Source organism: Treponema sp. R8-4-B8 (assembly GCF_054786175.1).
The window spans coordinates 21,124-45,449 of the sequence record NZ_BDHE01000488.1 but is presented as its reverse complement, the minus strand read 5'-3'; the positions used below and the strand labels follow the sequence as shown (position 1 = coordinate 45,449).

Below are 24,326 nucleotides of genomic sequence, written 5' to 3'. Positions count from 1 at the left end.
AGGAGGAATAAAATGAAAAGAATTATTTTTACCGCGATTTTTATCATGTTGGCTGTCGGAGCGTTCTGCCAGAACGGAGTAATCCGTGAATTGACAGGCGAAGTTGAATTAAAGCGTTCAGGCTCGTCCGCTTTTGTTCCCGCCGCCGCAGGCGACTCAGTGTCCTCAAACACAATTGTTTCGACAGGTTTCAGAAGCACCGCCATCATCGCGATTGGCAGTTCCGTTATTACCGTGCGTCCGCTGACCCGCCTAACGCTCGCAGAAATACAATCCGCTGAAAACGCCGAAAACGTCAATCTCAGTTTGCAGTCGGGAAAAGTGCGTGTAGAAGTGAAACCTCCCGCCGGAACAAAAACAAACCTTAACGTGCAAAGCCCCAGCGCCACCGCTTCCGTCCGAGGGACAACCTTTGAGATGGACGCCTGTAACCTGTATGGCATAGAAGGCAAGGTTCTGTTTACCGGCGTTAGCGGAGTGGGCGTTCTTGTTACAGGCGGCAATTCAAGCTCCTCAAACGCAGACGGAACCGTCTCTGACCCGAAGATCAACGCCGAAAAGTCAGTCCAAGTGCTGCCGCCTGTAGGCGCGGATATAAAAGCGCCGTCAATAGCTAAGGCAAATAACAGCGAAGTGGATCTGGTTGTGGAATACTAACAAAAGAAGAAAGAAAAGAGAAAAAAGAAAAAAGGAAGACGGGAAAGTTTAGCGCGGCTTTGTAAGAAACCGCAACCTTCTTACTTTTTTTTCATTCTTTTCTTTACTTTAGCGCTCTTCGTGTGAATCTCTTGGGAAAAAATCTTTCTACTATTAGCCTACCACGTAAATATAAGCCCCAGCCCGTTCTTATTATCCAATAAATCCATAATACCGATAGAATAAGAAACTAATTTCCCTGAAAGAACGGTCTTCGCGGATGATTGAGGGGGGACGACCTTGCCTTCTCCGTCTGTGACAGCTAACGTTGAATTTCCAGGGCCGCTGAAACTTACAGAAAAATTATAACCGTCCATGACCAAATAAGTACGCATCATGTCCATCAAATCATTGTCATAGGCTGAATCATCTGAGGAACCATTAGGTAAAATTAATTCAAGTTTTCCCGACTGGCCTTGCCTGTTTATCGATGTCATTTCTCCAAAAGGATCAAGCAACGCAAGAAGAGACTTGTCGTCTTTATAATCAATCACTGCCTTTATAACGGTATCCCGTTTATCTTCGACAGATGAATAAGATGCAAGTTTCGCGCCCGGAATCCTGTTGATCGTCCTTTCCCAATCAGCTTTACTTATGGGAATGAGCGGCATTGATTCATTGCCGTCAAGGGCGCCAAGGTTAATCATTTTTGATATCCGGTATCCCATTGTTAATTGACCGGAACCGTCTTTATTCATCTTGATGCTCAAAGATAAGCCGATGCATGAATTAAGCGTTAAAAGTAAAATAAAAATAGATGTAAAATAAATCGCGACGTGTTTGTTTTTCATTAAAATTCCTCCGAATGTATTTTCATGTCCTGAATGCGGACATTAGTTTCTTTTTCAATCATGTCAAACGCTTTTTGAAGCACCGATTCGCCGAAAGTTTTGGAATTGGAAACAAGAGCGCCGCCGATTTGCGCGAAAGAAAGCGAGTCGTTAAGGTCAACTTCCGCCGCGCTTAAATGATAGCGCTTCTTCATCTTTTCCAGAACGGATTTAATTACGCGCCGTTTCTCCTTTATATTGGCAATGTCGGGAATCTCAAAAATTATCTGTATCATCGAAACAATCATTAAAATATAGGTTATTATATCTTAAAATGATTTTTTTGCGAATAGCTATTATCGTCATTCTCGTTTTTATTCCGTTTTACATTTTTGCCCAGGAAGAATCCGCCACGGAAATAAACATGGACGATTTAAGACGCAGAATTACAGGAGAGGCGCGGCAGGAGCTTATGAGCGTTTCTCTTGGTAGTTCCGACGTTTCCCTCTTCGCGACAGGTTCATGGAAAGGCGATTTACAGCTTAATTTTGGCTTATCAAATTCACCTTTGGGCGTTGGTTTTGCCGCTCCCCAAACGCCGTTTTTATATCAACAGGAAGTTGATTTAACGCTGTCCCTGCGGATCAACAACAGATGGTTTGTAGAGGCTAATTTTGTCGATGATTCCGCGCAAAACACCTACCGCGCCGGTTATCAGGGAAAGCCGGGTGAATTCTTGCAGTACGCGGGAATCGGTAACGCGGGTCTTGATTTTCCCGCCTTCCCATATCTTGATCTCGGAGGCGACTCTCCTTCTTCGTTTGGTTTTTATGGCCGTTTTGAAACGAACAATATTGACATACATACGCTGGTTCGATATGACGCGGCTTCAAGGGAAGAGAGAACTTTTTCCGGGGACAGGGAGAGAACTTACAGCGATTTACAGCCGCAAAATACAATACGCGGGATTTCATTTGTTTTGCCTGATACCGATATAAACCCCGATATTACAATTTATATTGAAGACGATAAAGGCGCGTTGCGCGATTCAACGGGGAGGCGATGGCGGCTGGCTCCGCAAAGCGAGTACGCTTTTTCAAGAACGCAAGGTCTTTTGGAGTTGAGTATAAGGCCGACTGGAATGATAGCCGTCTATTATTCCAAAGAGGGCGATAATACCCCGTGGCAAAATTCAATGGGCAATTATGGCGGAGCGGGCGGATTTTTGGCTGGCGTACAACAGTGGTTTGATCCGACTCGCTCTGTAATAAAATTGGAAAATTATCCGCAGTGCGGAAACGGCTCAAGCGTACCCGGAGAAATTATCATCGGCGGCGGACGCGCCCTTGTCATTTACCAGCCGGGGGCTTTTTCCCCCTTTGAAAAAAGAAACCGTTACGACTCTCCTTCAAGCGCCGCCGAAAAAGCCGCTCTAGTGAGCCTTTCATCAGGCAGTGAGATTAGCGGCTTTGAATTAGCGCTGCTGGAAAATACGGCGGTTATTGATGATACTCTTTTTTCCGGCATTGTAAGCGAAATTGGCGTATATGAGCTGGTAAGCGCAGACGCTTTCAATTTACGGGATCCTCAGGCCCGCTGGCCGTTAGCTGCAAAGTATCCTGAAATTTATCTCCCCTCTTCAGGAGTTTTTTCGGGCGATATTGTTATCCGTTTTACAAATTTCAGCGCTAAAAGCGGTTATTTTATCGGCACGGATGTTATTCCCGGCTCCGTGCAGGTTTGGCGAAGCGGCATTCAATACAGCGATTTTAACTATAATCAGTCTTCCGGGGAAGTCGCGATTAACGGCTCCGTAGGTCAGAATGAAATTATTCGCATAACGTACCTGAAAAAAAGCGAGGGGAACAGGCTGGGCAGCATTTCTGCGGGTCTTGGCGCGGTTTATCAAAACTCTGCAAACATGTTTTTGGCTCAAGCCGCCGTGGGAGTCCGTTGGAACATAGCGGAAGATTCATTCACTGAAGAAAATAATTCAAGCGCGGGGAATGTGGGAATAAGCGCGAAAACAGAATGGGAATATGGCAATTTTAACGCTAAAATTACAGGCGGCTTTGCCTTTGTTCAGACTGACACGACCGGCCTTTACCGCGCCGCCGGCATGGAAGGCAATGAAGCGATAGTGCCTCTTGCGCCTGAAACGTCTTTTGTTTCAAATCCGCCTTCATCTTTAATAGCGGGTAACGCTGATCTTGATCTGAATAACCGCGCCGAGCTAATTTACAGGAATTACAGTAACAACAGCATACTTGGCAATAACTTGATGTACCTTGACTGGGACGCTTCTGTTGTTTCAGGACTTGATAAACCTTATCCCGTTAAAGACCGTCAGTTAGGCGACACTCAGGTTCTTACTGCGGAATTTGATCTTGATACGGATAATTGGACCGGATTTCAAGTTCCCGTATACAATGATTCTGGTCTTTTGTCCCGTTCCCGTGAAATAGAAATTCCATTTAGATTTTACGGCTTTAATCAGGCCCCCTCTGAAAAATTCAAGGTAATTATTCAAATAGGTTCCCTATCCGGCAAGGATTTTGCGTTTAACGAAAACATGGATTTAATATGGGAAAAAATCCTTTTTACCGATGACTGGACGGGAATCCCGACAGATTCCTACACGAGTACAAATTTTGATTATAACGCAAGAATAGCGCGGTTCACTTTAAACGATGAAGACAGGCAAAAGCTTGGGGATGTAAAATATTTGCGTATAATTATTGTAAATGAAGGTTCAAGCGGAATATCGGGGAGGTTCCTGCTTGCCCCGCCTATAGCTCGGGGAGCGGCGTTCAGGGCGGTGGCATATAACGCTTTAACGGAGTCAATAATCGGAAATACGGAGAATATTTCCATCATCGAAACAATTGATTCAGGAATTAATTCGCTAGGCTCTGTTTATAAAGAGACAATAAATAAACTTCATCCTAATGATGCCGCGCAGAGGGTATTGAAACTTGAATGGGAAAATATGCAGACGGGAGTTTGCGCGGGTTTTGACGGCAGGGTAGGGGAGCTGCCGTTAGCTGATTATAGGGAATTGTCTTTTTTTATAAAGACTGACAAGCCGCGCGTAAATGAAACGTTAAAATTTATTGCCGCAGAGGGGCCAGATTCTCTTTATAATTATCAGTTGAATGTGGAAATACCGTTAAGCGCGTTTGCAGCGGGGCAGTGGTCAAAAGTTACAATACGCTATCAGGGGATTAATGCGGGAGTAACTGTTAACGGAAAAAGCGTATCCGCGCCTATTAATTACAAACCAAAAATTTTATTACAGGATGATCAGGGCAGGAGGACAAGTTATATCGTTGTTTTAATAAGCCCTGATTCAGGCGGTACTCTTGATGACGGAACAATCTATATTGACGAGATTATCCTTGAAGATTCAATAATGTATTACAGAATGAACGCGGGTACGGCTATTGAATACAAAAAAGAAGGAACGATTATTGCCGCTGGAAATATTCCCGTATTATCTGATTTTCACATATCAACCGCCGTTGAATCGGAAGGACGCGCTCAAGGCGAATCGGAAGAGAATGATTTTACAGGCAGTTTAATAAACCGCACCGGAGCGGGAATATCGGTATTTGGCGTAAAAATTTCAGGTAACATAGCGTTTACGGCGGCGGAAGATACTTTTCTCTGGAGCGCCGATCATTCGCTCTCAAGAACAATCGGCCCTTTTTCCGTAAAAGAAACGTTTTACGCCTCCCCTTGGGATAACAATGCGCGTCACAATTTTAACTTGGCTGTCTCGTCATATTTTTCCGCAAAATTTGAAGCCGACGCTCTTATAGACTCTTCAAGACTCAGGCAAAAATGGAATTTGGGGCTGGGTTATACTCCCCAAAATGAATTTTATCCGTCCGCCTCAATAAATACTCAAATGTTATGGACAAGAAACAATATTGCCGCGGAAATGAACAATTACGGTAAATTTTGGCTGGAATCATGGGAAACTCTTTTACCCGACGCTGGCACGGGCGCGGACGCGAGAAAAATGCAGGCGCAGATAATTTTAACCCAGAGAACTAAACCTGTAGGAGCTGTTATTTCTCTTGAGGGCAATACTAACTCTATGGGCGTAAATAACAGCACGCAGTCAGGGAATTCTCTATTTCTTGACATTCCATTAGCGTTTAAAAAAACAGGAATTAACTTCAGGATGGGACGCGGTTTTAAAAGGCATTTGTATTTTTATGGGCAGGACGCTGCGGACGACGGCAGAAAATTTTTTGAAAGCATAGAGGATTTTTTTCCCGTCTGGACGGTTTTCCCCGGATATTCGCTTTTTGCAGAAGAACTGGAAGACGTAATAAAAAGTACTCTTGATGATTCGCCATCGGCGCAGTCGGCTTATTATTCTTTTTTTAACGATCATTTCAGCGCAAAAATTAATTTGCCTTTAATTTACAATTTATCCGCGTTTTTTATTCCCAATAAAATAACTTTTTTAATAGAAAGAACGCTTGAGCAAAAAATGGACACTTTAACCGACAAACTTAATTATGGCGCAAGCTTAGGCTACTACGCGATAAATATGTTCGGCAATATGGGGTATCATCCTTTTTTTAAATTTTATCAAACCGATGAATATTCACATTCAATTGACGCCTCTGTATATATTCCAAAAGGTGAGGATATTTCTTTTAGAGTACAATCAGTATTAAGCGCGGGTTTTAGGGGGGCGGGAGGAGGCTTGTTGAATTTTGTTAATACCTTTACAATACGCTCCGAGGGCTATTGGCTGGAAAGCTTTATTTCAAGTTGGGAAGCTCCCGTTAATAAAAACCTGTTAATTCTTTTTTATGATTGGTTTGTCTCAACGCTAAAAAAACAAAAATCATTTTTAGGATTATCTTCGTTATTAAATTCAAAATATGAAAAGTTAAGAAAAGAAACACTAGAGTCGGTATTTGACAAACAAACAGATTATATGCGCTGGAGCATAATAGCCGGTCATGAGGAAATAATAAGGATTCAGGGAAAATTGAATTTTTCGACTTTCTTTAAATTAAGATGCGGTGAAGATAAAGAGCGTGACACGTTAATTTTTGACGTTATATTAGGAACGTCATTGCGAGTCAGTTTTTAGGGAAGGATCATCCTCATTTTCCGTTTCGGCCTCCTCAGCTTTCTCAGCTTCCTTTTTTTGTTCCTCTTTGGCTGAAGCCTTTTTCATATCGTTAATAATTTCTTGAATTCCGCTTTTATTCGCGGCGCTAATCTTGTTGTTAAGGAGTTTTTCAATGGCCTCAATATCCTTGAACCCGTCGGTAACCGCGGTTTGAAGTTCAGTAACGCCTTCGGCATTATCGCCATCGGCTATTATCAGAACCCTTGCGACGGCAAAACGTATTTCATATTTTTTTGGATTAACCGCCGTAGCGGAAATTTCCGTTAAGGCTTTTCGGTATTCTTCAAGAGCTCTTGCGTATAACTCATTTTCTTCCAGAAGCTGCGCGTACTCGTATCTTACTTTTGCGTCGGTATTAACGCTCAGCCAATTTGCGAAACTGTCAATCGCTTCAACTTTTTTTAACTTTGCCTGACATCGCGCGTAAAGCAGCATAGTGTCTTTATTTTCCTGCAAAGCGGCAGGGTACTTTTCAAGAACTTCTTCCGCCTGAGTGTAGCGTTCTAACGCGAATAATATTAAAGCGTGGTTGTATCCGTCATCCGCGCTTTCCGGAACAAGGGAAAAAAGTTTCGCGTAATGTTTTTCGGCAATTTCAATTTCGCCCGTTTTAATCCTTGAATAAGCCGCAGCTTTTAAGGCAAGCACGTTATCGCCGTCTTTTTTTAAAATTGACTCAAAAAGTTTTGCCGCGTCTTCGTATCTTTTTGTTTCATAGGCGATGCGTCCCAGATTATATGTTGAGGCGACCATTGTTCTGTCGGCTTGTTTTGCGCGGTTTAACCATTTTTCAGCTTCTTCATATTTTCCAAGTTCAAAATAAGCCATGCCAATAGAAAAATATTCCTGCGCGGAAGCGGCGGTAATAGAGCAAGCGTTTGAAAGAAATAATAAAAATGAAAAAATAAGAAAAAATAAAAAGTTTAAAATACTTTTTTTTATCATTTTGACCTGTTTAAAACTGTGTGCTCAACCTCGCGGAATTGGGAGCGGTAAAGGTTTGCGATTCCGGATCCGTAATCCGCAAGAAGCTGGATAATATTTCTGGGATTTGATTTTTTATCCTGGCCGTTTATTCTGTCTCCGGCGTCCCCAAGGCCGGGCATAATGTACGCGACATTATTTAATACGCCGTCCATCCACAATGTATAGACATTGCAATTATCAACCGCTCTTACAATTCTAAGAGCGCCCTTTAACGCGGCTATTACGTTAAAGAGGGTAATTGAACGCGGTTTTACCCCGATGTCCTTCAAATATTTTATTACCGTAACAAGGCTTCCGCCTGTGGCGTTCATCGGGTCCGCGAATATCAAATCCTTTCCGTCAAGGGCGTTAGGGGTAAAAAAAGATTTTTCAAGGTCAAGGATGTATTCCATGTCATTTTCACTCTTGGTGTCATCGCGGTAAATTTTAAAAAGCGCGAAAGGCGTTATATAACCGCTTGAAGAATATTCTTCAATTTCCTTGCTCATAATCATGGACGGAAGAAGCGCCCCCCGCAGCAATACGCACATTACGGTATTGCAAATTTTATTGTCCACATTGGTTATTTTATGAACCGCGTAATTTTGAACGGGATTAGTTACCGGAGTTTTAACAATCAAATGGTTTTTCTGCGAGCCGGGACTCAGCCACGCCATTTTAAAAAGCATCTCATAAGCGCGCTGGATATAGTAAACAAATTCATTATTTTCGGTATTCACGTCACGTAATTTGGCGATAACCCTTGAACCTTCCGAGTGGTCTTCATGCGGAGAGATAAATGAATAAACATGAAGTCTTGGGTTTTTTTGGCATATCTCCTGCAATAAAATTCCCATTTTATTGTACAGGGAAATTAGGGTTTTTATCGAATCTTCGTTCTCTTTCTGCATTTGGGGAAAAATTTCAATAGCCTTGCTAAAAAGGGCGTCCATTTTGTTAAGACTTGCCTTATCCTCGTCAGTTAAATAGTTGTCAAGTTCCCCTGCGTGTAAAATTACCTTTTCCATGTGAATAGTATATAACGGATAGCGGTGGTTAGTAAATAGTGGATAGTGATTAGCGGTTAGTTAGAGAGTCATTGACAAACAGCGAAAAAAGGTAGATTTTGATAGAATATGAAGAATTTTTCACGCTTTTTATCAATGATTCTTTTCGTTGCGGCGGTCTTTTCGATCTCATGTAAAAACGATAAAATCGGCTCTGTGGAAAGAGAAGACCTCTTTTCGCTTGATATTGGCCCGATGGAAGATCAAATAGCCCTTTTTAAATTGGACGGCGGAAGGGGCATAAAACGCACCGGGTTTACAATGAGGGACGGATTGTTTTTTATAGCCGACGGTAACAGCGGAAAAATTGTGCGTTATAATTCTTACGGCGACTTGCTGTTTATGATTTATAACGATGAGACCAATCCCGCGCCAATCACCCTTAAAACAAATATTCAGGAAGACGAACAGGCGACGCGCTGGGCGTATACTTATCCCCTTGAAGAACCGGGTTGGATAGCGGTTGACTCGCGGAAACATATATTTGTAGAGGACAGGCTGCAGCAGCAGGATCAGCGCACCGATCAGGAAACAAAAGTTGTGTTGGACGGCATAATTCTGCATTTTGACCAGAACGGGCGCTTTGTAAATTATCTTGGCAAGGAAGGAATAGGGGGAAGCCCTTTCCCAAGAATAGTAGGAATGTCCACGTCAATCAGGGACGAACTTGTTGTAATTTGCCGTCTTCCCGGAGGCTGGGACGTTTACTGGTTTAGCCCGGCGGGGATGCTTCTTTATCTTGTAAAAATTTCTTCCAGCGTCGTTTTAACCCTAAATGACTGGCCTGAGGCGCTTTCCTTAATAGACAGCATTACCGCGGCTCCCGACGCGAGAAAGTTATATATCAAAGTGGATTATTCCCACGATAAATTTGATCAGCTGACAAACACCAGAACCGGCAGCGAGCCGATTAGCTCGTGTTTATGGACTCTTAATGTGGAAGACGGAACTTATTTAGGCTCCGTAGAAATCCCCCTCTATGAAGTGACAGAAAACGGCCGCCCTTCCGGCGTTAAAGTTTTTTATTCAATCCTAGGAGCTGCGCGAAACGGACAGGCGCTTTTTTACTTTCCCGTGGAAACAGGCTATTCGTTACTTTTTGTAAATACTGACAACAAGGAACAACGGAGGGGTTATATTCAATTTTCCATGGATGAACTGCGGTACAACGATTTCTACCTTTCAACAGAGGGAATTCTTTCGGCGATGCTGGCGGATAATTTTAAAGTTAAGCTTGTCTGGTGGCGTACCGACAAACTTTTTGGAGAATCTTTGTGAGTGAAGACGGCAAGCAAAGACCAAACGCTAAATACAAACTAAGCAAGCCGGATAACGCTGAAGTTCCTAAAGAAGGGTTAACATTTTATTATAACCGCGAGCGCAGGCTTGCCAAAGCGCCCAAAGACGTTCAAGACCTTTATAAAGAAAAAAAATCAAGCCCTTTTGGTTTTTTCACCGTGCTTGTCGCCGATAAACCGCGGAAAATACTTTTCTTTTCTATCATCGTTATTTGCGTGATGATATGGCTGCTTGGGCTTTTAGGCTATTTTGATTCGTCCTATACCCTTGACGGAAATAAACTCAAAATTTCCGCGTCTCTTTTTGAAGGCACGACGATTGTCGTAATAAATAAAACAGTTAAAAACAAAAACCCATACACGGGCGCCGTAGACGTGGCCGTATCCGTTCCCATTTCCGTGCAAGGCGGCGTTCCCGTCCAAACCGATAAAAATAATTATCCCGTTTTTTACCACAAAATCTTTTTCTCCCTAGAAAAAGAAGAACAGTACAGTTTAGCCGTCCCCTTCGAATCACAAGAACTGCTAATGGTACTTCAAACTGAGAAATACTCTCTGAAAATAAAAATAACTACCAGTCAGTAACAAATAAATATTTACAAAAAGACCTCTCGCAGAGGCGCAGAGGCGCAAAGTTCCCGTCCGATAACTCATTATTGATCTAGATATATTAGTTTAACTACAAATCTTGAAGTAAAAACGACGATTCTGCGAACAACAACTTTGCGCCTCTGCGCCTTTGCGAGATAAAATTTGGGAATAAATTATAGATTTTTTAAGATTGACTATTTAATATTTTTGCGTTATTTTGTAAGTATGATCCAACTGTATTTTTTGTCCATTTTGTGCAACGGAGTGGCGGGATATTTGCTATTCTCCATGAGTGATGGGGAAGAAAGGCCGCAAATTCCTTTTGCTACACCTACCTTTCATCTGGTTCTGGGCATATTATGCGCCGTTACCGGCATTTTAAAATTACTCTCTCCAATCCCTTATGGGCCAAATGCCGTGCGGGGAGTTCTTGTCTTTGGAGACCTTATACCTGCCGCCGCCGGGATTGTCGCTGGGCTAATTTTTATTTTTGGTATTTACCGCAAAGAGGGGGGCGAAAGCTCCGGAGAACTGGATCGCATCGGGACAAGCCTGCTTGTCTTTAAAAGACCGCTTGGCATGGCGTTAATGGCGGCGGCTTTTGTTCATTTTATTTTTGGACAAATACTCTTTTTATAAAAAAGATTAAAAAGTCAGCATGGCAAGGAATTGGAAATCCATAACTGATAAACCAGCGCCTGCTTTATTTTGACCTAGATAATTATTTGTGTATGATTCTCCTTTTGTTTTAGAAATATAACGGTAAGACGCTTCAAGCAAAAATTTAAAGTTTTTTACTGCAAGAGAAATACTTCCCTTGGGTTCAAGAAAAAGCCCAAAACTTGTAAAATCTTTAAAAACTATATAATCAATTCCATTGGGATAAAAATGATTATCTGTCGCCGCGCAATAGGTATAAGGGCTTAGTTTAAAAGAAAGGTCAAATGAAAAAGGATAAAAATTTGCGCCGATTAAACAGCCAGCGGCTAAAAGAAGCCAATCTTGCTGATAAGAAATTACTATGCCATAAACGGGTATAATAGGGGCAGCTTCGATAGGATCATATTTTCCTGATCCTTTAGGGTTTTCGTTGGAATGTTGAAGATAACCGTTTTTCCCTGTAAAACTAAAACGCATCCATGAGCCGCAGATAAATGGCTTTATATATAAATATTTAAACGGAAAAGAAGCTCCGGCGGAGAAATCGATCCATGCAAGCGCGGTTGTCTTATTTTCATGTTTGGAAAAATGGGTAAGGTTGCCATTTACCGTTGACATCCAGTCTCGGTCTTCCAAATTGCCTGAAGAAGCGGGAATTCCGGCTTTAATTGCCAGTGAAGAAAAAAAACCGGGCTTGCTTAAATAGTCAGTTAAACCAAAATCAGCGTTAAATCCAACATAATAGACAGGTTTTATGTCCCAAGTAAGCTCGCTTAAGAAGTCGCCCTTTGTTTCACCCCGATAAGGATAAACATATTCCATAGATTGACCGTATAAAACGCCAAAACCTGTTCCAATCGAAAAACTGTATTTTCTGTTTTTATCATTATCCTGACAAAATACGGGATTGAAAGCCGATAATAAATATATTATGATAAAAATAACCGGTAAGAAAGCAACTTTATTCATTAATATGAGAATAACCGTGAAACAATCACTTGGTCAATTGTCCTTTTTTATAATTTTCCTTGCTCTTTTTTCATTTTTATTATTTTCCTGCGACTCAAAAAAAGAAGAAATTCAAGTAATTCCCCCCATTACATCCCCGCTTTCAGGAGACTATATCGGTTTTGGGGTAATCACTGAATCCTTTACCCATCTTACCGCCGATCCTTCTCAGGACAGTCCTTCTATCGGCTATCTCAGGCGCGGTTCGCGCGTGCGTATAATCAGGCGGCAAATTATTAAAACGCAGGACGGTTTCATATCATGGGTTTTAACGGACGGCCAACAGCAGGGCTGGCTTAAAGAGAATGTAATGGATATTTACAATAATGAAAATCAGGCGATTACAGCTTCGGAGTTATTGTCAAGGTGAACAGGATTCTTCTATTTGCGATACCCCCGGTTGCGGGCGCGGTTATAGGTTATGTAACAAACGCAATCGCCATAAAAATGCTTTTTCGCCCCCTAAACCCGATATACATTTTTGGATTCAAACTGCCGTTTACCCCCGGCATTCTGCCCCGCCAGCGCGAGAGGCTTGCTATCAGCATAGGAGCGATGGTAGAAAGGGAACTGCTAACGGTGGAAGTTTTAAGAAACCGCCTCGCCAATCTTGACGTTACAAATTTTCAAGTGCTTATTACGGAATTCCTTCGCCGCGACGATATACGCAAGGAGTTTGAGTCCAAAGGGCGCATACTCATACGGAACATTTTTTCAAAGATGAACGCCTTACAGCGTTTTTTTATTTCCGCAGGACAGTACGATCAAACCCTTGAACAGAAAATGCCAGAAATAATTGACGAGTTAATCGCGAGCGTGGATACCCTCCTGCGGGAAGACAGAATAAAAGCGAAGATACTTGCCGCGGTTGACGGTCAAATAGAAAACATTTTAGCTTCCATTAACATTAAAACCCTTGTCGCCGACAGAATTGATTCCCTTGAAATGGAACGGGTAGAGAAGATAATTCTAGACGTAATGGCAGATCAATTTAAATGGATTAATGTCTTCGGCGGCCTTCTAGGCTTTTTGATCGGACTCTTTCAGTCATTATTTACATGGTTTTTCAGATATTAAAATTTTTCGCAAGAAGTCTCACACAAAGAACACTAAGGAAGAGAAGATCACAAAGAAGAATCAGGGGTTTTTGTCCGATGGCTATGCGTGAATTTCACGATAAAATAACGAAACAAAAACCCCCTTTCCCCCTTCGTGTTCTTTGTACCTTCGTGTTCTTAGTGAGAGTTCTTTTGCGATTTAATTTATATACTTGCTGATTTGCCATAAAAAAGGTAATATTAAAACATGGGAAAAGAAAAGAAACCCAGAAAAGAGACAACCATGAAAGAAAACATGGGGAAATTATTGCTTGACTTGGGTAAGCTGGTAGTTGGCGGTATAATTATCGGCGGTATCTTGCGCGGCGCAATACCGCAGATTATATTGATCGCTTGTGGGTCTGTAGTAGCGATAATATTCTTTATATTTGGACTTCTCTGGACTGAGAAAGATAAAAAGGAAAAGGAAGAAAACAAGGAGTAACCTATGAAAGACGCGATTATTTTATTTGGCGGAGTATTTTTAGTCGGGCTTCCCTTTATAATAATGGGATGTGTTATCTCCTGGCGTGAACGCCAAAGTAAAAAATTGATAGAACAATAGACTGTCGTAACCCCCCCTTTCCCCCTTCGTGTTCTTTGTACCTTTGTGTTCTTAGTGAGAACTCTTGCGAATTAATTCCCCAACTGCCCGCATGCTCACATAACGGAACGCCCCTTATGAAGGCGCATTGTAACTTTTAATCCGTAACTTTCAAGCAGACTGATAAAATCTTCCGTTTCTCTTTTACCAGGCTCACAAAGAGGCCTTCCCTCAAACTCAAATCCCGCGACGGGGTTCCACGGTATGACGTTTACAACCGTATCCAAGCCTTTGGCGAAGGCGGCTGCGGATTTCGCGTCCGTGTCGCGGGTGTTTATCTGTTTGAGTAACGGTATTTCAAGAGTGATTCTCCCGCCGCTTTTACTCTGAAAAAGTAAAAGGTTTTCTTTTATTTTATCAAGAGGGTTTGATTTTGTTATGGGCATCAGTTTTTGGCGCAAAGATTCATCGGCTGTTGTCAGCGAAAGGGCGAGCCTTACATACGGCCCATTTTGGGCAAGGTCGTATAGGCCGGCGCAGACGCCGCAAGTGGAAATTGTGATTCTTCGCGAAGAAAAGTTAATCCCCTTTTTATCATTTAATAGTAAGATGGCTTTTCTTAGGTTGGGAAGGTTTAATAAAGGCTCGCCCATGCCCATCACTACGATGTTGTCTATGACATGCCCTGAATCTTTGGCGTGGGAAGCAAGACGCAGGCGTAGAAATTGTTCGATTATTTCCGCGCAGTCTAAGTCACGCTTAAAACCCAGCGAGCCTGTTTTACAAAAGACGCACCCCGCAGGGCAGCCTACCTGCGTGGAAAGGCAGGCTGTCAGGCGGTTTTTCCCGTCGTTTAACAGTACCGATTCAATTTTTAAACCGTCTATTAAAGAGAAGACATATTTTTTAGTTTCGCCGTCTTCAATTACATTGTCGATTGCGCTTGAGTAAAGGCAAAAGCGCTCCTTTAACTCATCACGAAGAGATAAGGGAAGATTAGTCATCTCTTCAAAATTATTTACGCCTTTAGCTATCCATTTAAAAATTTGACTAGAGCGAAAACGTGGCAGATTGGGGAGTAATTCTTCAATTTCTGTAAGCGTTAGCCCTGATAACGAAGTCATTGCGTAATTTAGCGGGGAGTGTCTCTTCGTTGCGGCTCGGCGATGGAATCAAGCAATTCCACAATCCTCTGGTTCTTTATTCCAAGTTTTTGAAATTCTTCCAACAGTTCAGCGGCCTTTCGCTTGTCGCCCATTTTGATGTAACACTCGGCAAGCTCCGTATAAAGCCTGTAGTTCTTGCTGTCCTGTTGAATTAACCGTTTAAATGATATTACAGCTTCTTCAAATTTTCCCTGTTCTTTCGCAAGAAGGGCAAGCCCCATAACGGCATAAGTGTCAAATTCAATGTTTAAGGCTTTTTCGTAAAAAGCTTTGGCGTTGTCAAAATCTTTTAAGTTGCGGTACGCGTCCCCGGCGCGCGTCAAGATCATTTTATTTCTTGGGTCCTGCTCAAGAATACGAGTCCAGTAGGCGAGGGAATTTTCAATTTGATTCAAACCGCGGTAGCAGTCGGCTAGCCCGAAAAGCGCGTAAAAATTGTTGTTGTCCCTTTTTAATACGGTTTCAAAATAGGGAATGCCGTCTTTAAATGTTTTTAATTTTCTGTGGCAGTTGCCGATTGAAGTAAGAACGCGGATATCAACGTCATCGCTTGAAGGGCTTAACATTCTTTCCCAATAGGATAGGGCTTCGTTGTACTCTTTAAAATCATAATGCAAATGGCCAAGCCCGATAATCGCGTATGGGTTGGACTCTTCCATTTCCAGAACTTTCAAATATGTTTTTTTTGAATTGGCAAAATCGCGGACCTTCCTGTAAGCGTCGGCTATCCTTGTAAGAACCGTAATATTTTTATCGTCATGCACAAGGTACTGTTCCCAAATGTCAATTGCCTTTTGAAACTGGTTCATTGCCTTGTAGCAATCGGCAAGCCCAAAAAGCGCGTAATTATTTCCCGGATGGTGAGACAGGCACCGTTGGTAGTACTTAATGGCTTCGCGCACGGAACCGTTCTTGCGCGTCGCGTCCCCCATGCCTACAAGCGCGTAATTATTATTTTCGTCAATTAGAAGTATCCTTGTAAAACAATCAATGGCTTCGCTAATTTTATTTTCTTTTAATAACTGGTAACCGTGTTTTGAAATATCGGTAATTTTTTGTGAATCGTTGTAGTGGGGAATATCTTCGTTATATTGAGTATCACTCATTTTTTACATCCTGTTCTTCCAGAGAACTTGAGTCTTCTTCAGGAATAGCGTCATCCTCGTGAAGCACACCCTGTAATAAAGAAGCCAAATTTTCTATTAACGGCTGCGCCTTAGTGCGGTCATGCGCCATCCAGTACATTTTTAACGCTTCAAGCGGTTTGTCTTTGGATTTATAATAATCGCCAACTCTTGAAAGCCCGTCGGAATAACCTGTAGTAATGAAAATTCTTTTGGCGCCTTCAATGTCACCATCGTTAAATTTTTGGTTTCCTTTGCGGTTTAACATCGCTTTGTCCGCTCCGACAACTGGCGAAGGTTCTGATACTTTTATAAATGCGTTTTGGTCGTCAAAATTTTCAAATAAATTTTTATTCATATTTTTTCTTTATTACTTTTATTATCACCCTTTTCTAGGAAAAACACAAGAAAAAATCGACGACGGATCTCCCATATTCCCTTGAGTCCGTCCTTTGTAAATTCGGTATTTCTGCCTTTAAATAGTCCCCTCTTGGCCGGTGAATAAGAATTTTTGTCTCATTGGAAACAAGGGCGGAAACCGCGATATTCGCAATAAGCTCCCATTTGTATTGGTAGGGAAATGGCGGGTCAAGAAAGATGATGTTAAATGGAGTTTTTGCCCGTTTTACATAAAGTTCAGCCGGCATAAAACGGCAATTTATACGCGTGGGGGAAATTGACACATTTTCAAGTAATGTTTTTCGTTTTAATTTATCCTGTTCTACGGCTTCGATATATGACGCTCCTCGGGAAGCGGCTTCTATGGCGATAATTCCCGATCCGGTAAAAATGTCAAGGAAAGAAAGTCCAGTAATATCTCCAAGGGACGCAAAGACAGATTCGCGCATCTTATCCATGCTTGGCCTGATTTCACGGGAGCCTTGAGGGACAGAAACCTTTCTACCGCTTAGGATTCCGCCCGTAATTCTCATGATTTCTTATATGGCGCCAAGGAGGCCGTTTAACTCGGCATTGCTTACGACAGGCTCGGCAATGGCGCTTTCCGTCGGGACATAAGATTCATCTAATTGCTTTTTACGGTTTAAACTGTCCGTTCTTAATCTGGCGATTATTGCCGGCATTTCCGGGTAAAGCGTGGGTGAAAATGGGCTGGAATTGCCTGATATTTCATTAATAATCTGACTAAATTGCCATTCAATGTCTAAAATATTGTCCGCTTCAACTTCCCTATCCAGAAATTTAAGGTTTTCAAGGAATTTTCCAATGAGTATGTCCAGTACTGAGCTGATAAATTCAAGGTCTCCCATTGTTTGACGGTAGAAAAGGTTCGAATCAGTATCCAATCGCATAAGGTCGCGGATCATTCTAATTCTGACATTTAAGATGAATATTGTATCTTCAAAATTTATTCGTTTATTCATAGCATTACTATCATTATCGGATATAATAAGATAAAATGATAGAAAATTGCGTTTATCTTTACCTATAAGGGATGGTTGACATTATGTCGATATAGTTTCTATAATAGTGTTTATGGATTGAGGGGAGAAATGGCCGCGCCACTGCAACTGGCATTTGTAAATTTTACCGCAAACTCGTATATAATTGTCGAAGGTAAAAGGAACGCTGACAGATTTTTTATTATCCGCACGGGAAAGGTAAAACTGTCCAAAGAAGTTCAGATTGTTGCCGAAGAATCGGGCGATATTCTTGGACCTGGCGATTTTTTCGGCGTTGTCTCTACTATGTCAGGCCATAGCCATATTGAGACGGCGCAGGCTATTACTGACGTCACTCTTATCTCAGTTCAAAAAGAACAGTTCAGCCAGTTAATTCAAGGCAACGCCCCCGTAGCTATGAAAATAATTATGCAGTTCTCCAAAAGAATGCGCTACTTGGACGAGGCCCTTACAAGATTGACGTTAAAAAGCAACGCTGCGGAAGACTCAAGCCATATTTTTAACGTTGGCGAATATTACGTCAAGCATAACCAGTACAATCAGGCTTTTTACGCGTATCAAAAGTATGTGAAATGCTGTCCAACTGGCGCAAATGTGGCAAACGCCGTTGAACGCATGAAAAAAATCGCCCCTTATGTCAAAAATCTTCAACAGCCTCCCAAGCCCGGCGAGATGGTTCGCTCTTTTTCTAAAGATCAGATTGTTTTTTGCGAGGGAGAGCCGGGAGACGAGCTTTTTATCATCCAGAAAGGTTCTGTTAAGATAATTAAAATTACCGATAACGAAATTCTCCTTGCGGTGTTAAAAACCGGGGATATTTTTGGGGAAATGGCGCTTTTGGAGTCAAAGCCAAGAGCCGCCGGAGCCGTAGCCTATGAAGACTGCCAGCTTATGGCGGTAAACAGGGAAAATTTCCAGCAGATGATTAAAACCCAACCCCAGCTAATCGCCCGCCTTACGACATTGTTGTCCGAAAGAATATGGCTTATTTACAAACAACTCGCAAACACCCAAATAAACGATCCGTTAGGCAGAATGTTTGACATGCTCCAAATCCAACTCGACAAAAAAAGAGTTGATATTAACGCCATCACCAATTACTCGTTTGACTTTGGCCTAAAAGAGCTTGGCAATATGGTAGGGCTTTCACAGGGAGACGCGACAATATACGGCAAAAAACTGATGGAAAACCGCACTTTCCAAATAATGAATGAAAAGTTATTTATCAAAGACGTAAAAGAAATCCCACGGCAGATATCGTATTTCCGCAAAATGCAGCAGTTGGAAAAATCCCGTATGGGAAATAAGGCTATTACTTAGTACTTTGTAACAGCTAAAATTTTATTAAGAAGATATCTCGCAGAGGCGCAAAGGCGCAAAGTTCCTGTTCGATAGCCCATTATTAACTAAATATATTAGTATAACTACAAATATTGAAGGAAAAACGATGATCTTGCGAACAACAACCTCTGCGCCTTTGCGAGAGGATATTCTTGGGAATATTTAGTTGTTAGAGCGTACTAGTAGTCTTTGCGGTAAAAATATCCGATAATTAAACTAATGACCCATAAATACATAATCTTTGCCGTTTTACTCTCCTTATTGCTTGCGCCTGTATTCGCTCAGACAGCGCCGGATGACAAAGCTGCCGATGACAGCAAGCTTCCGCGCCAGTACCGCAGTTTGTCACTTGGGATGAGCCTTGATGAATTAAAGGACGGGCTTTCAAAAGACGGGCTTTTTCAGTTCAGGGGGGACAGGGATGTTTCTTTTTTGCCTATCAGGGAACAAAGCCTTGTGGAAACAACGGGGATGACATTTATTAAACGGGCGTTTTTCCAGTTAAGGGACGGTAAAGTTTTTATAATGGCGTTTACGCTTAATACTGAATTAATCGACCATTATTCAATATTTACCCAGTTTGTAAAAAAGTACGGTCAGCCGTCGTATCTTGATCCAAGCATCGCGGTCTGGGAAACGGATGATACCAGAATAGCGATTGAACGCCCCCTTACCGTCAAATATATAGACAGGGCGGTCTTTAACGAAATTGTAAATGAATCAGGCTTAATTGAATCAGGACACGTCCAACTGCGCCAGGATTTCTTAGATGAATTCTAATAAAAAAATTCTCCTTTATTCTTTATTCTTTATTCTTTTTTCTCTTTTCTTTTTTTCCTGTGATTCAAAAAAACTGCCCATTCAGGATATTGCCATTGAAAGGGACGGGCAGGCTATCACGGTTATAAAAGTGGAAATCGCGAAAACTCAGGAAGAGCGCAATAAGGGCTTGATGTACCGTAAGAGTTTACAGGACGGATGGGGGATGCTCTTTGTTTTTGAAAGTGATGACGTGCTGTCATTCTGGATGAAAAATACCCTTATCCCGCTGTCTATTGCATTTATTGCCTATGACGGTAAAATAATAGATATAAAAGACATGTATCCCCATGATACCAATTCGGTAAAATCGAGCCGTTCCGCAAGGTACGCTTTGGAAGCGCCTCAGGGCTGGTTTTCGCGGGTCAGCGTAAATGTGGGAGATACGGTAAAAATCGACAATATTCATTGAAAAATGATTTAAATTGACTATAATTATAAAAGAGGTGCGTTTTGTTTAAAGGACTTACAAATAGGGTGCAGAGGCTTCTTTCTACAAATGCCCAGGAAGAGGCGAAACGTTTTAACTCTGATCAACTTTTGCCGGAGCATATAATTATCGCCCTGCTCAAAGAAGGCGGCGGGACAGCCTGCAAGGCGCTTATGTTCCTGCGGATTGACATACCTGAATTCAAGCATATTTTGGAAGGTTCAATTCCCCGTATCCCAGGCCTTATAGTCAGGGGCGAAGTGCCGCCTTCAAGGCGCACTAAAAATATGCTTGACATCGCTACGGAAGAAGCCAGGGCAATGGGCAGCGATTATCTGGGAACGGAACATCTGCTTTTTGCCGCCATGCGCGAGCAGGATTCAAGCGTACAGGTCTATTTAAACCAACGCGCCGTTGATACCGACATGATGAGGGTAATAATTCAAACAACCTTTAATCAGTCGTCTTCTTCACGAAAAGACGATTATGTCCCGTTAGAAAGATTCCAGCCGCATTTTCTTAACAGGGAAAGAACCGCCGTTCACCATAGGGCGGGAGTGGAAACAGACCGCCATCCAAGAATAAAACCCGCCCCGTTTCCCGTGCTTACTCCGGTATTAGACGCATTTTCCCGCGATCTAACCGCGCTTGCAAGGGCGGGGAAGATTGACCCTGTCGTAGGCAGAAAACCGGAAATTAACCGCGCAGTTCGCATTTTAGCCCGCCGTACAAAGAACAACCCGATTTTAGTCGGAGAGCCTGGAGTGGGTAAAACCGCCATTGTAGAAGGCCTTGCCCAACTTTTTGTAAGCGAAGCGGTTCCAGACGCTCTCGCCGGAAAACGCATACTGTGCCTTGATATGGGGCTTGTCGTAGCGGGAACAAAGTACCGCGGCGAATTTGAGGAGCGCATAAAAAAGATTCTACGCGAAGTAAGCCAGGCTGGAAATATTATTCTCTTTATAGACGAGATTCATTCGATAATAGGGGCTGGAAGCGCCGAGGGAACTCTTGACGCTTCAAATATGCTTAAACCCGGTCTTTCACGCGGCGAGATACGCTGTATCGGGGCAACGACATTGGCGGAGTACCGCAAGCATTTTGAAAAAGACGCGGCTTTGGAAAGACGTTTTCAAGCAGTGATAGTGGAGGAGCCTTCTTTTGACGAGACGGTCGAGATTTTATACGGTATCCAGAAAAAATATGAAGAACATCATCAGGTGAAGTTCGCTGAAAATACAATTACGCTTGCCGCGAAATTAGCCCAGCGTTATATCACAGGCAGATTTATGCCCGATAAAGCGATTGATATTCTTGACGAAGCCGCAGCTTTCCGCAAACTGGAAAACCGCGAACAGCCGCCTGAGATTAACGGTCTTGAAGATGAAATCGCGAAACTGTGCGAAGAGAAAACCCTCTATGTAAGCTCGCAAGACTACGAACACGCCGCCGAATTGCGCGACAGAGTCCGCGTGTTAAAGGCGCGTCTTGAAGAGATCCACGCGTCATGGGAACGCGCTTCCATAAACGAATGGCCTGTAGTAACGGAAAACGACGTGCGCCGCATTGTAACGGAGGCGACAGGAATACCGGTGATGCATCTTGAGGAGCAGGAATCGCGCCGTTTGCTTTACATAGAAGACGAATTACACAATAGCGTAGTGGGGCAGGACGACGCTATAAAACGCGTAGCAAGCGCGATAAGGCGCTCTATGGCTGGCGTTTCCTCTCCAAAGCGGCCAATGGGCTCATTTATCTTCCTTGGCCCGACGGGCGTCGGAAAGACGCTCCTCGCGAGAAAACTTGCCCAATACCTGTTCGCTAACGAAGAGGCGCTTGTAAGAATAGACATGTCCGACTTTATGGAAAAGCACAACGCTTCCCGCCTTGTGGGGGCGCCGCCCGGCTATATCGGCTATGAAGAGGGCGGAATGTTAACTGAAAAAATAAGGCGCAACCCCTATCGCGTAGTTTTATTTGACGAGATAGAAAAGGCCCATCATGACATTTTTAACATCCTGTTACAGGTAATGGAAGAGGGGGAATTAAGGGACAGCCTGGGGCATACCGTAAACTTCCGCAATACGGTCATTATCATGACAAGTAACGCCGGCGTTAGGGAAATTACAAAAGACTCAAGGCTTGGCTTTACGTCCGGTTCCGGCCTGATGACTACTTCCGAGATTGAATCAGCCGCCATGTCCGAGCTTCGCCGTATTTTCAGCCCCGAATTTTTAAACAGGGTTGATGAAACTGTAGTCTTTAATCCGCTAACCCGCAAACAAATAGAATCAATTTTTGACATTGAACTAAAAGAACTATCAAAGCGCCTTGCTGAACAAAATTACGGTATAAAAATAACCCCCGAAGCAAAACGCGTTCTTGTAGAAAAAGGCTGGGATCAAAAATTCGGCGGCAGGCCCCTACGCAGAACAATTCAAAAAGAACTGGAATCCCCGCTGTCAGAACTAATTTTAGAAGGCACATGGGAAAGCGGCACAGTTTTCACCGCAAGCGCTAAAAACGGGCAAATCAAAATAAATGCAAAACAAACCGTGAAAATTTTTGCCTAAAGAAGGAACTAATTAGCAGTGAGCAGTGAGCAGTGAGAAGTGAGAAGTGAGAAGTGAGAAGTGAGAAGTGAGAAGTGAGAAGTGAGAAGTGAGCGAAGTTAGCAAGCATAGCGGCTTGCCAAAAGACTGCGCCAGCAAACAACGAAATTGCTCATTGCTCATTGCTCACTGTTAATTGCTCATTGCTCACTGCTAATTGTTAAATAACAGTCCCTGGGTACAGAATTGTATTCTTAGGAATAACAATTATTCCATCCACTATGTAGTAATGGCCGTAGTTGCCGTCTGTGCGTTTAATGTCGTCTACGCCGATACGGCAGCCTTCGCCTACGCGGACATTTTTGTCGATAATCGCGCCTTTAATGATTGCGCCCCTGCCTATTCCTAAATTGGGGATTCTCTCTTCGGCTTTTTGCATTTTTTCGGCTTCCGTTTCATAATAGTCGGCGCCCATGCAAACGACGCCGTTAAGGCTTGAGCCTGTTTCTATGATTGTACGGATGCCGACAATGGAGTTGGTGATATTGGCGTTGGTAATAATGCACCCTTCGGCGGCAATTGACTGGTTCATATTGGCAAAATTCATTTTTGAGGGGGGAAGATTACGCATATGGGTGTAAATCGGCTTGCGCTCATCGTAAAAATCGAATTTAGGCTTTACCGACGTTAATTCCAAATTGGTATCGTAAAAGTTTTTAATTGTTCCTATATCTTCCCAGTAACCGTCAAAAAGATAGGAGTTTACTTTAAGTTTGCTAATAGCTTCGGGAATAACTTCTTTTCCAAAGTCTGTAAGCTCATTTGCAAGGCAGTCTTCCATCGCTTTTGCGTTAAAAACATAAATTCCCATAGAACCCAGGAAACAATCGCCCTTATTTTTATCGCGAAGCAGTTCTTTTGGAGCCTTAAAGTCGGAAATATCCTTACTCGGACCGGGTTTTTCCATAAATTCAGTGATTTGGTTGTTTTTATCGGCCTTGAGTATGCCCAAACCGCTCGCGTTTTCACGGGAAACGCCGGTACAGGCGATAGTAATGGCGGCTTTTGAATCAATATGGCTTTTTAATAGGTCTTGCAAATCCATTCTGTACAACTGGTCGCCTGAAAGCACTATGTAATAAGAAGGATTCTGCGTTCTGAAATGCGGAAAATTCTTTCGCACCGCATCCGCCGTGCCTTCGTACCAGCCTGAATGAATAAGGCTTTGCTCGGCTGCCAAGATTTCAACGAAACCGTTTGTAAAGGGATCGAAAATGTAAGTTTGACCAATATGCAGGTGCAAAGAAGCGGTATTGAACTGAGTTACTATGTAAATTTGCTTTAAATTCGCGTTTATACAGTTAGATAGGGGTATATCGACAAGGCGGTACTTGCCGCCAAAGGGAACAGCCGGTTTTGAACGGAACTGAGTTAATGGGAACAGACGTGTTCCCTTGCCACCGCCCAATATTATGGACAAAACTTCAGACATATTGGCACTCCTTTATTTAACATATTATATGTTTATTTTAAATTTTTGTCAAATAGGAATGAGGAATTTGTAAAAAAAAAAGAATTTTTTTTGATAGTATTCCATGTATTAAAAATAAAAGGT

23 protein-coding genes are annotated in these 24,326 nt (G+C 42.6%); 12 read left to right on the top strand and 11 right to left on the bottom strand.

Translation table 11 applies throughout. The features are described from left to right. Window positions 1-12 precede the first annotated feature (12 nt). Window positions 13-657 (top strand): FecR domain-containing protein, encoded by a 645-nt coding sequence (locus ACYVRA_RS14815; RefSeq protein WP_461253502.1) that lies wholly within the window; start codon window positions 13-15, stop codon window positions 655-657. 158 nt (window positions 658-815) lie between these two features. Here the strand turns inward: ACYVRA_RS14815 and ACYVRA_RS14810 are convergent, their stop codons facing one another. Together ACYVRA_RS14810 and ACYVRA_RS14805 are read right to left on the bottom strand one after the other, a co-directional pair. Then, a complete protein-coding gene (locus tag ACYVRA_RS14810; protein ID WP_461253501.1) occupies window positions 816-1,487 on the bottom strand; it encodes a hypothetical protein in 672 nt (223 codons plus the stop codon). Next, on the bottom strand, window positions 1,487-1,762 hold the full coding sequence (locus tag ACYVRA_RS14805) for a DUF503 domain-containing protein (protein WP_461253500.1): 276 nt from the start codon (window positions 1,760-1,762) through the stop codon (window positions 1,487-1,489). Before ACYVRA_RS14805 ends, ACYVRA_RS14810 begins: the two co-directional genes overlap by 1 nt. Window positions 1,763-1,800: 38 nt before the next feature. Between ACYVRA_RS14805 and ACYVRA_RS14800 the strand changes: the two genes are divergently transcribed. Then, a complete protein-coding gene (locus ACYVRA_RS14800; RefSeq protein WP_461253499.1) occupies window positions 1,801-6,585 on the top strand; it encodes a hypothetical protein in 4,785 nt (1,594 codons plus the stop codon). Here ACYVRA_RS14800 and ACYVRA_RS14795 read toward each other — a convergent pair. After that, a complete protein-coding gene (locus ACYVRA_RS14795; protein ID WP_461253498.1) occupies window positions 6,565-7,572 on the bottom strand; it encodes a tetratricopeptide repeat protein in 1,008 nt (335 codons plus the stop codon). The two genes, ACYVRA_RS14800 and ACYVRA_RS14795, sit on opposite strands and share 21 nt — an antisense overlap. Then, the gene (locus ACYVRA_RS14790) at window positions 7,569-8,621 is read right to left on the bottom strand and encodes a uracil phosphoribosyltransferase (RefSeq protein ID WP_461253497.1); all 1,053 of its coding nucleotides are present in this window, start codon (window positions 8,619-8,621) and stop codon (window positions 7,569-7,571) included. Before ACYVRA_RS14790 ends, ACYVRA_RS14795 begins: the two co-directional genes overlap by 4 nt. 108 nt (window positions 8,622-8,729) lie before the next feature. Between ACYVRA_RS14790 and ACYVRA_RS14785 the strand changes: the two genes are divergently transcribed. From ACYVRA_RS14785 to ACYVRA_RS14775, 3 genes are all read left to right on the top strand, one after another. After that, window positions 8,730-9,938, top strand: a complete 1,209-nt coding sequence (locus ACYVRA_RS14785) for an LIC_12708 family protein (RefSeq protein WP_461253496.1) — start codon at window positions 8,730-8,732, stop codon at window positions 9,936-9,938. Then, on the top strand, window positions 9,935-10,543 hold the full coding sequence (locus ACYVRA_RS14780; protein WP_461253495.1) for a hypothetical protein: 609 nt from the start codon (window positions 9,935-9,937) through the stop codon (window positions 10,541-10,543). Before ACYVRA_RS14785 ends, ACYVRA_RS14780 begins: the two co-directional genes overlap by 4 nt. A gap of 231 nt (window positions 10,544-10,774) precedes the next feature. Next, on the top strand, window positions 10,775-11,188 hold the full coding sequence (locus ACYVRA_RS14775; protein ID WP_461253494.1) for a hypothetical protein: 414 nt from the start codon (window positions 10,775-10,777) through the stop codon (window positions 11,186-11,188). Window positions 11,189-11,194: 6 nt separating this feature from the next. Here ACYVRA_RS14775 and ACYVRA_RS14770 read toward each other — a convergent pair whose 3' ends face one another. Beyond that, on the bottom strand, window positions 11,195-12,178 hold the full coding sequence (locus ACYVRA_RS14770; protein WP_461253493.1) for an omptin family outer membrane protease: 984 nt from the start codon (window positions 12,176-12,178) through the stop codon (window positions 11,195-11,197). Window positions 12,179-12,194: 16 nt separating this feature from the next. Here ACYVRA_RS14770 and ACYVRA_RS14765 point away from each other — a divergent pair, with 16 nt between their 5' ends. The 3 genes from ACYVRA_RS14765 (at window position 12,195) to ACYVRA_RS14755 (ending at window position 13,759) form a co-directional block, all read left to right on the top strand. Next, window positions 12,195-12,587, top strand: coding sequence for a hypothetical protein (locus ACYVRA_RS14765; RefSeq protein WP_461253492.1), 393 nt, complete (start codon window positions 12,195-12,197; stop codon window positions 12,585-12,587). Further along, window positions 12,584-13,294 (top strand): DUF445 domain-containing protein, encoded by a 711-nt coding sequence (locus ACYVRA_RS14760; RefSeq protein WP_461253491.1) that lies wholly within the window; start codon window positions 12,584-12,586, stop codon window positions 13,292-13,294. Before ACYVRA_RS14765 ends, ACYVRA_RS14760 begins: the two co-directional genes overlap by 4 nt. 264 nt (window positions 13,295-13,558) lie before the next feature. After that, entirely contained in the window at window positions 13,559-13,759 is a 201-nt protein-coding gene (locus ACYVRA_RS14755) for a DUF6722 family protein (RefSeq protein WP_461253490.1), read from the top strand. 215 nt (window positions 13,760-13,974) lie between these two features. Here ACYVRA_RS14755 and rlmN read toward each other — a convergent pair whose 3' ends face one another. The 5 genes from rlmN to ACYVRA_RS14730 are packed head-to-tail and all read right to left on the bottom strand — an operon-like array spanning window position 13,975 to window position 17,530. Next, the gene (rlmN, locus tag ACYVRA_RS14750) at window positions 13,975-14,982 is read right to left on the bottom strand and encodes a 23S rRNA (adenine(2503)-C(2))-methyltransferase RlmN (protein ID WP_461253489.1); all 1,008 of its coding nucleotides are present in this window, start codon (window positions 14,980-14,982) and stop codon (window positions 13,975-13,977) included. An 8-nt stretch (window positions 14,983-14,990) separates the two neighbouring features. Beyond that, window positions 14,991-16,130 carry a tetratricopeptide repeat protein gene (locus ACYVRA_RS14745; RefSeq protein ID WP_461253488.1) on the bottom strand — a complete coding sequence of 380 codons (1,140 nt, stop codon included), beginning with the start codon at window positions 16,128-16,130 and terminating at the stop codon, window positions 14,991-14,993. Then, window positions 16,123-16,506: a hypothetical protein gene (locus tag ACYVRA_RS14740; RefSeq protein WP_461253487.1), complete on the bottom strand. Its 384-nt coding sequence runs from the start codon at window positions 16,504-16,506 to the stop codon at window positions 16,123-16,125. Before ACYVRA_RS14740 ends, ACYVRA_RS14745 begins: the two co-directional genes overlap by 8 nt. A gap of 34 nt (window positions 16,507-16,540) precedes the next feature. Then, entirely contained in the window at window positions 16,541-17,080 is a 540-nt protein-coding gene (locus ACYVRA_RS14735) for an RsmD family RNA methyltransferase (protein ID WP_461253486.1), read from the bottom strand. Between the two features lie 6 nt (window positions 17,081-17,086). Next, a complete protein-coding gene (locus ACYVRA_RS14730) occupies window positions 17,087-17,530 on the bottom strand; it encodes a hypothetical protein (RefSeq protein WP_461253485.1) in 444 nt (147 codons plus the stop codon). A gap of 129 nt (window positions 17,531-17,659) precedes the next feature. On the opposite strand from ACYVRA_RS14730, the gene ACYVRA_RS14725 reads away from it, so the two are divergent. From ACYVRA_RS14725 to ACYVRA_RS14710, 4 genes are all read left to right on the top strand, one after another. Continuing rightward, entirely contained in the window at window positions 17,660-18,889 is a 1,230-nt protein-coding gene (locus tag ACYVRA_RS14725; RefSeq protein ID WP_461253484.1) for a Crp/Fnr family transcriptional regulator, read from the top strand. A 240-nt stretch (window positions 18,890-19,129) separates the two neighbouring features. Beyond that, complete coding sequence (locus ACYVRA_RS14720; RefSeq protein ID WP_461253483.1) at window positions 19,130-19,690, top strand: hypothetical protein; 561 nt, start codon at window positions 19,130-19,132, stop codon at window positions 19,688-19,690. Next, the gene (locus ACYVRA_RS14715) at window positions 19,680-20,141 is read left to right on the top strand and encodes a DUF192 domain-containing protein (RefSeq protein ID WP_461253482.1); all 462 of its coding nucleotides are present in this window, start codon (window positions 19,680-19,682) and stop codon (window positions 20,139-20,141) included. Before ACYVRA_RS14720 ends, ACYVRA_RS14715 begins: the two co-directional genes overlap by 11 nt. Window positions 20,142-20,182: 41 nt before the next feature. Beyond that, window positions 20,183-22,732, top strand: a complete 2,550-nt coding sequence (locus tag ACYVRA_RS14710) for an ATP-dependent Clp protease ATP-binding subunit (protein ID WP_461253481.1) — start codon at window positions 20,183-20,185, stop codon at window positions 22,730-22,732. A gap of 199 nt (window positions 22,733-22,931) precedes the next feature. On the opposite strand, the gene ACYVRA_RS14705 is transcribed toward ACYVRA_RS14710, so the two are convergent. Beyond that, window positions 22,932-24,203 carry a glucose-1-phosphate adenylyltransferase gene (locus tag ACYVRA_RS14705; protein ID WP_461253480.1) on the bottom strand — a complete coding sequence of 424 codons (1,272 nt, stop codon included), beginning with the start codon at window positions 24,201-24,203 and terminating at the stop codon, window positions 22,932-22,934. Between the last annotated feature and the right edge of the window lie 123 nt (window positions 24,204-24,326).